At 57.4% G+C, this 5,142-nt stretch carries 8 protein-coding genes; 2 read left to right on the top strand and 6 right to left on the bottom strand.

What is annotated here, in order from left to right; genetic code table 11:
• Positions 1 to 77 precede the first annotated feature (77 nt).
• Positions 78 to 389, bottom strand: a complete 312-nt coding sequence (locus tag BLU15_RS38620; protein ID WP_143034375.1) for a hypothetical protein — start codon at positions 387 to 389, stop codon at positions 78 to 80.
• A 209-nt stretch (positions 390 to 598) separates the two neighbouring features.
• Between BLU15_RS38620 and BLU15_RS38615 the strand changes: the two genes are divergently transcribed.
• The gene (locus tag BLU15_RS38615) at positions 599 to 838 is read left to right on the top strand and encodes a hypothetical protein (protein WP_090302565.1); all 240 of its coding nucleotides are present in this window, start codon (positions 599 to 601) and stop codon (positions 836 to 838) included.
• A 184-nt stretch (positions 839 to 1,022) separates the two neighbouring features.
• On the opposite strand, the gene BLU15_RS38610 is transcribed toward BLU15_RS38615, so the two are convergent.
• The 5 genes from BLU15_RS38610 to BLU15_RS38590 all read right to left on the bottom strand — a co-directional run bounded on the left by BLU15_RS38610 (position 1,023) and on the right by BLU15_RS38590 (position 4,325).
• Positions 1,023 to 1,670, bottom strand: a complete 648-nt coding sequence (locus BLU15_RS38610) for an MOSC domain-containing protein (RefSeq protein ID WP_090302563.1) — start codon at positions 1,668 to 1,670, stop codon at positions 1,023 to 1,025.
• Between the two features lie 416 nt (positions 1,671 to 2,086).
• The gene (locus BLU15_RS39350; RefSeq protein ID WP_143034374.1) at positions 2,087 to 2,611 is read right to left on the bottom strand and encodes a hypothetical protein; all 525 of its coding nucleotides are present in this window, start codon (positions 2,609 to 2,611) and stop codon (positions 2,087 to 2,089) included.
• 39 nt (positions 2,612 to 2,650) lie between these two features.
• Positions 2,651 to 3,067: a hypothetical protein gene (locus BLU15_RS38600; RefSeq protein WP_143034373.1), complete on the bottom strand. Its 417-nt coding sequence runs from the start codon at positions 3,065 to 3,067 to the stop codon at positions 2,651 to 2,653.
• Between the two features lie 196 nt (positions 3,068 to 3,263).
• Positions 3,264 to 3,647, bottom strand: coding sequence for a hypothetical protein (locus BLU15_RS38595; RefSeq protein WP_060519029.1), 384 nt, complete (start codon positions 3,645 to 3,647; stop codon positions 3,264 to 3,266).
• A 438-nt stretch (positions 3,648 to 4,085) separates the two neighbouring features.
• The gene (locus tag BLU15_RS38590) at positions 4,086 to 4,325 is read right to left on the bottom strand and encodes a hypothetical protein (protein WP_090302559.1); all 240 of its coding nucleotides are present in this window, start codon (positions 4,323 to 4,325) and stop codon (positions 4,086 to 4,088) included.
• Positions 4,326 to 4,858: 533 nt separating this feature from the next.
• Between BLU15_RS38590 and BLU15_RS38585 the strand changes: the two genes are divergently transcribed.
• Positions 4,859 to 5,142 (top strand): transposase (locus BLU15_RS38585; RefSeq protein WP_143034372.1); only part of this gene is annotated, 284 nt, incomplete at its 3' end.

Genomic DNA, 5,142 nt, shown 5'->3' with positions numbered 1-5,142 from the left:
TACCTGTCTCAACGTCCATTAGTCCCTCCTAAGGTCTGAAAGGGGGACCAGTTTTAGGTGTCGCTACCGGACCAGTTTTACATGTCGCCTGACACCACCCGCACGGGCAAACCATGTCCGAAGCCGTCCGAAAGGTAGTACGACAGCTGGGATTTGCTTGGGCCCTTCCAGCGGCTCAGCGTGCCCCACTCTTTTTCCTGTACTCGTCCGGACTCGGGCGCAATCTTCAGCACGTTCAGCCACTGAAAAAAACGCGTCGGCGTTATGAGGGTCGACGACCCTGTTAAAGTCCCAGTGGAGAGGGGCAGCCAGACTTTCTGCGTCAGCGAGCCGCACCAATCACCCCTTTCATCAGGCGATCGGATGGTGGCCGTTTTCATCTCACGCATTGCCCCACCCGTGGAAAGTACGACCAAACAAACGCGGGATCGATAGACGCCGTGACTGCGGCAGGTGTGTTCAATCATCTGTCGGATCAACGTTGCCATTTTCTCGGAACAAGTGCTGCCTGTTCGACGTTAAGCGTCGTCACATTCGTCGCTTCCACGCCCTTAAAGGACGCGTGAGGCGACCAGCACATGCAGGACGGTATTTAAACATGACACACGGCAATCAAGAGGCAATCGATGGGAAAACATGCGCCCCTGCAAAACCCACTCGCGCGCGCTCCGTCGAACCTTTCGAGACTGTCTACAACGGCCACTACGATCTCACGGAATTTATTGCCATCTACAAGTTACAACCTTTGGAAGCCCGCGAGATCCTGGAACGCATAGGCCCCTCACGGACGAAGCTCGACGCATACATGGATGAGCTTCGCGTTCAGGCCCAGAAGTAGTCAAAAGTCGCCCACGTCCCCGATCGTTCGGTGTGACGACCGCGATCAGCAAGCGCTTCGTCGTGAACGACCGCGCCGGCGCTCGTTAAGTGCAGGGGATGGGGTCGGCGGCAAGTGTGGATGAGCCTCCGGCGGCACTATGGGGACCAAGAGACCGATACCCAGGCCACACTTGCGTTCTATCCTAAAACTTGATCAGGCCGTTCGAAAGAAAAGCCCGCAGCTTGGCGTGCACCGGCACAGACTGATAGAGGGCAACTAGTTCTGGCGACGCCCTCTTGCCATGGTGTCTTGCCATTTCCGTCATCGAGACGCGCTCTCCGGCGTAAGGCACGTACCGCACGAGCGCTCCTGCGGTGACGTAGCCGGGGTGAATAACACGGCAGTAAAAGCCGGGTCGAGCGACCGTTTTGTATAGTTTGGGAAAGGTACGATCTCCCATTCTTTCCCCAAGTACTCGGCACGGCATCCGGGGCGCTGTTACTTCCATCACGAGATCGCCTATTAGGAGACGGTCGCCGACCGACACGATCTGGTTGTCCAAACCTGCAATACAGAGATTTTCGCCAAATAGCCCGTGGTTGATAGGCTTGTTGAGCGCCCTTTGCCACCAAAGGCGGGTTAGGTTTCCTTCAACGTAAACCGCCTGCTCGGGGCCGCCATGGTATTTTTCATTACAAACGGCGTCGTCTGCAAGACCCTCGAACCCAACGAAGACCGTTTCGCCTGTTGGGTGCTTGTTGATCCCGGTTTTCATCTTCTTGCCGGGTCTTTCTTCGGGTTTGCCAATGCACACCGCCAATACCCTCAGATCTCGCGTTGTGACCTTCATATACAGCCAACCTCCTCAATGATGCGCTTGCTCTCCCAGCGGTGCCTCGTCCCCGAGCGCGCTTTGTGGCTGCAATCTCTCCCGGTCCACTTGCACAGAAGGTCGCCGAGTGGGGTTCAGGATTAACGAGGTGCGAGGCAGTCCTCACAAATGCCGCAACCGTCGACATCCATCAGTGAGGCGAGGTGCTTCTGCTGGCAACAGAGGCACACTACGGTATCGGACGTGTTTCGTGGCTCGCGTTCAGGCGGAAGAATTTCGATCTGTCGGTCAGAACTGGCACGGGTTGTCTGTCGATTCATCTCGGGGCTCCATGTCGAAGACGCCACAGAGATAGGAAGCCGTTAAACCGACGCAAGATGTCGATCGCGACGCTCCTTAAAGCGGGACCAAGATGGGGGCGATCCAGCTCGCATTTAATGCGCCTCAAACCGATCCAGCATACTCTGAAGTATCGCATTTTCCTGTCGAAGCTTCCGAACCAGACGCTCTTTCAGCCGGAGGTTTGCATTCTCGAGTGACGCCAGCTCGTCAACAGTGACTGCAATTGCAATGTGCACTGACTTTGTTGGCACGCGCCGCGCCAAACCCGTCGAACGAGGGCGCTTCGAACGCTCGGGCGGCTTTACCGGGAAGGTGGCGTTGGCTGACGCATCTGCCGAGCTTGTCTTGGGGACGACACTCGCTTCTGGCACTTCTGGTTGACTAGCGGTTGTTGGGGCATCATCGACCGCCGCAGCCACTGAATTGAGCGGTTCCGTAACCTCCGGTGGCTGGTCACCAATTCGAGCTTCAGCCAGAAACAGATGTGGGACTTCGGCCTCTGCCTCACGCACAAATGCCTTCAGATCGGTGTCGCCCCAAATAGAGGCTGGTCGACCTGTCGAACGTCGGCGCGCCGATTTCACTTCGACAATGAACTTTCGCTGTTGTGGCTTCATCGATATCCAGGGACCAAAGCTGGTTCAGCGCGTAAAGCGTCAAAATCGCTCTAGCATCTTCTTGAGTTGGGCGTTCTGTAGCACCAGCTTCTCCGAAAGCTGACGCCTTAGCATTCTTATTTCCTCATCCAGGGCGGCCACGTCATCGGCTAAAGAGATCGGCTGCTTGGGAGCACGGAGGCTCGGTGAGCCATACTCGACCCGAGGATCCACCGCAACGGAGGCGCTTGATCTCTTGTCTCTTGTTTGCCCTCGGTGTGATTTGCGTGCGGGTCGATCCGCCTGCTCGGGCGCCTGACCGCCCAAAAGGTTTGTGCTGTGGCTGGCGGTCTCGAAATCAACCGCATTTGCTCCGCCGGTCCGGACATTGTTTTTGACTTCGCTCGGCTCCGGGTCGGCAGCGTTTGTGACCGCATCCGTCGTTTGAGTACTTGCAGGAGGATTCATTCCTGCCAAGGGCGCATCCGAGCTTTCGCTCACGGGCTCCGATATAGATTCCCGGGGCTCGACAGCTCTGCCTCTTGAGGTCAGATCAAGTAAGAACTTCCATGGTGATTTCATGATATCTCGTCATCCAGGATTGCGCCATGCCATCTCCGAAGGATGCTTTGACGAAGACCGATCGCGTAGACGATCGGTCTTTCATTAACACTCAGCTGAGCCCGAGCCGCTTGCGCAACTCAGCATTCTCGGCCCGCAACTTATCGCCGAGCTCCCGGCGAAGCCGCGAATTCTCTTTCTCCAGCTGAAGAAGATCCGCGATCTCGTCATGTACTTGCGATTGCGCGGCCGTCCTCTTGTCGTCGTTTTTCCTTGCGGCGTTTGCCCTTGCGGCGCGCTTCGGTTGACTTGCAGTTTTCGCCTCGGCCGAAGTTTCCTTGCGCTTCCGGCCTTTCCCGGCGCTCGGTGCGGGGCTTGACTCTGCCGTGGCAGCGTCCACTTTTTTTGCTCGTGGTCCGCGCTTCTTAGGCGCTGCCACTTCCGCCGGAGCGGTCGCAGTAACCTGGTTGTCGTCCAATTTGACCTCATCTGCCATAAGTCTATTTCCTCTCTGCGGATCGAAAGCATTTGTCCGACGCGCGAAATATGACAGCCACACCACTCGCGGTCGAGACATCAACGATATCAGTGCTACATTGCGCGAGGCCGACCGAGGCAAGTTTGCCAGCGACGAAGATGTGGCGACGTTGTCGGAAGGAAGTCAAGTCTGCCCGTCAATCATGAGTGGGGAGCCTATCCGCTGGTTAGGGCTCTGCAGTGCTTGATGAGATCGGCGCGCTTATCGAGAAGGGCGATCCGGATGTGACGCCTCGCGTCGTGGAAAAGACATCGTCGACATTGCCCGATCGCTGGCGCGTGCGCAAACGCCTCGATAGCGCTTGGTAAGGAGCATGCATCCAGCGAGTTGGACCTGCTCGGGACTAGGCTCGATTGCTTGACTTTGGCCGGCGGGAGGCGAAGCTGCGTCAGTGTGCTATTTGATAAAACCTGGATACTGGACTTCTTCTCGATTCACACCTTCGGAATCTAACCGAAGGGGGGCGGGATCCGGGGCGCCCATGTACCTATGTGCGACAAGCCAGTCGCGCAAAATAGTCTCAATCGCGGCGGCTCGGCCGGCAGGGGACGGTGAAAGCTCCGGGTCGGTCATGTAGGCCGCAAGCCCGGCTTCGATGTCATCAGCAAGGGGAGGCAGGTCTGCGAAACCGGACATGAAAGACTCCTCTGTATCTCACCGATATAACGAGCTTTCATGGCGCCTGTTCCCAGCGAGTTGAACAATTGCTCCAACGGCTCATTCACCCGACAGCGGAACTCTTGTCGGTGCGAAGCAATTGACGGCATCCGTCTGCGGTAGCCATTCGAAGAGAAGCTTCTCGCGCAAGAACCGGCTGTCGGCACGTGGTTCTAAGAGATTGCCTGACGGGTACGGCTTGGACGCCGCCCTCTCGGCTATCCTCGGGCCGTGGTCGGACCAGCCAACCGCGGCGATACATGTTTTCATTGGGACATGCCGGCAGCCTGGTTGGCTCTACGTGCAATCAGTGCCGTGTGGGCTCCGACGTAAGCTCCACGAAGCGGCCGATTGACCAAAGATAGGCAACGATTTGCCATCTCAGAGGGTCGCGGTTTCCGTATTTCTCTAGTATCCGATCAAGGGTTCTGCTCGCTTGGGTTGAATTAGCCCCCGAAAGGCCCGGACATGCTCCCCCACTTAGCTAAGTGGGTAGGAGTAATGTTGGTAATATGACTAGCAGCAATTTTAAGATGGAAGTCCTTTCGGGTCCGGAACGGCGACGGCGCTGGAGCACGGCGGAGAAGCTGGCCATCATTCAAGAGACCTACGAGGCGGACGCGACGGTGAGCATCGTTGCCCGGCGGCACGGCATTCAGCCGAACCAGTTGTTCGCATGGCGAAAGCTGGCGTCCCAAGGGGCACTGACGGCGACGGCCGCCGAAGAGGAGGTCGTTCCGGCTTCCGAATACCGGGCGCTTCAGGCCCAGGTGAAGGAGTTGCAGCGCCTGTTGGG

The organism is Ensifer sp. YR511, assembly GCF_900103045.1.
GTDB classification, from domain to species: domain Bacteria; phylum Pseudomonadota; class Alphaproteobacteria; order Rhizobiales; family Rhizobiaceae; genus Ensifer; species Ensifer adhaerens.
Note: the sequence above shows the minus strand (reverse complement) of the source record. Positions and strands in the feature narration are given on the sequence as shown.

Bases quoted from the DNA above. Each gene is read 5' to 3' on its own strand.
- BLU15_RS38620 (WP_143034375.1), bottom strand. From the start codon at position 389: ATGCGTGAGATGAAAACGGCCACCATCCGATCGCCTGATGAAAGGGGT.
- BLU15_RS38615 (WP_090302565.1), top strand. From the start codon at position 599: ATGACACACGGCAATCAAGAGGCAATCGATGGGAAAACATGCGCCCCT.
- BLU15_RS38610 (WP_090302563.1), bottom strand. From the start codon at position 1,670: ATGAAGGTCACAACGCGAGATCTGAGGGTATTGGCGGTGTGCATTGGC.
- BLU15_RS39350 (WP_143034374.1), bottom strand. From the start codon at position 2,611: ATGAAGCCACAACAGCGAAAGTTCATTGTCGAAGTGAAATCGGCGCGC.
- BLU15_RS38595 (WP_060519029.1), bottom strand. From the start codon at position 3,647: ATGGCAGATGAGGTCAAATTGGACGACAACCAGGTTACTGCGACCGCT.
- BLU15_RS38590 (WP_090302559.1), bottom strand. From the start codon at position 4,325: ATGTCCGGTTTCGCAGACCTGCCTCCCCTTGCTGATGACATCGAAGCC.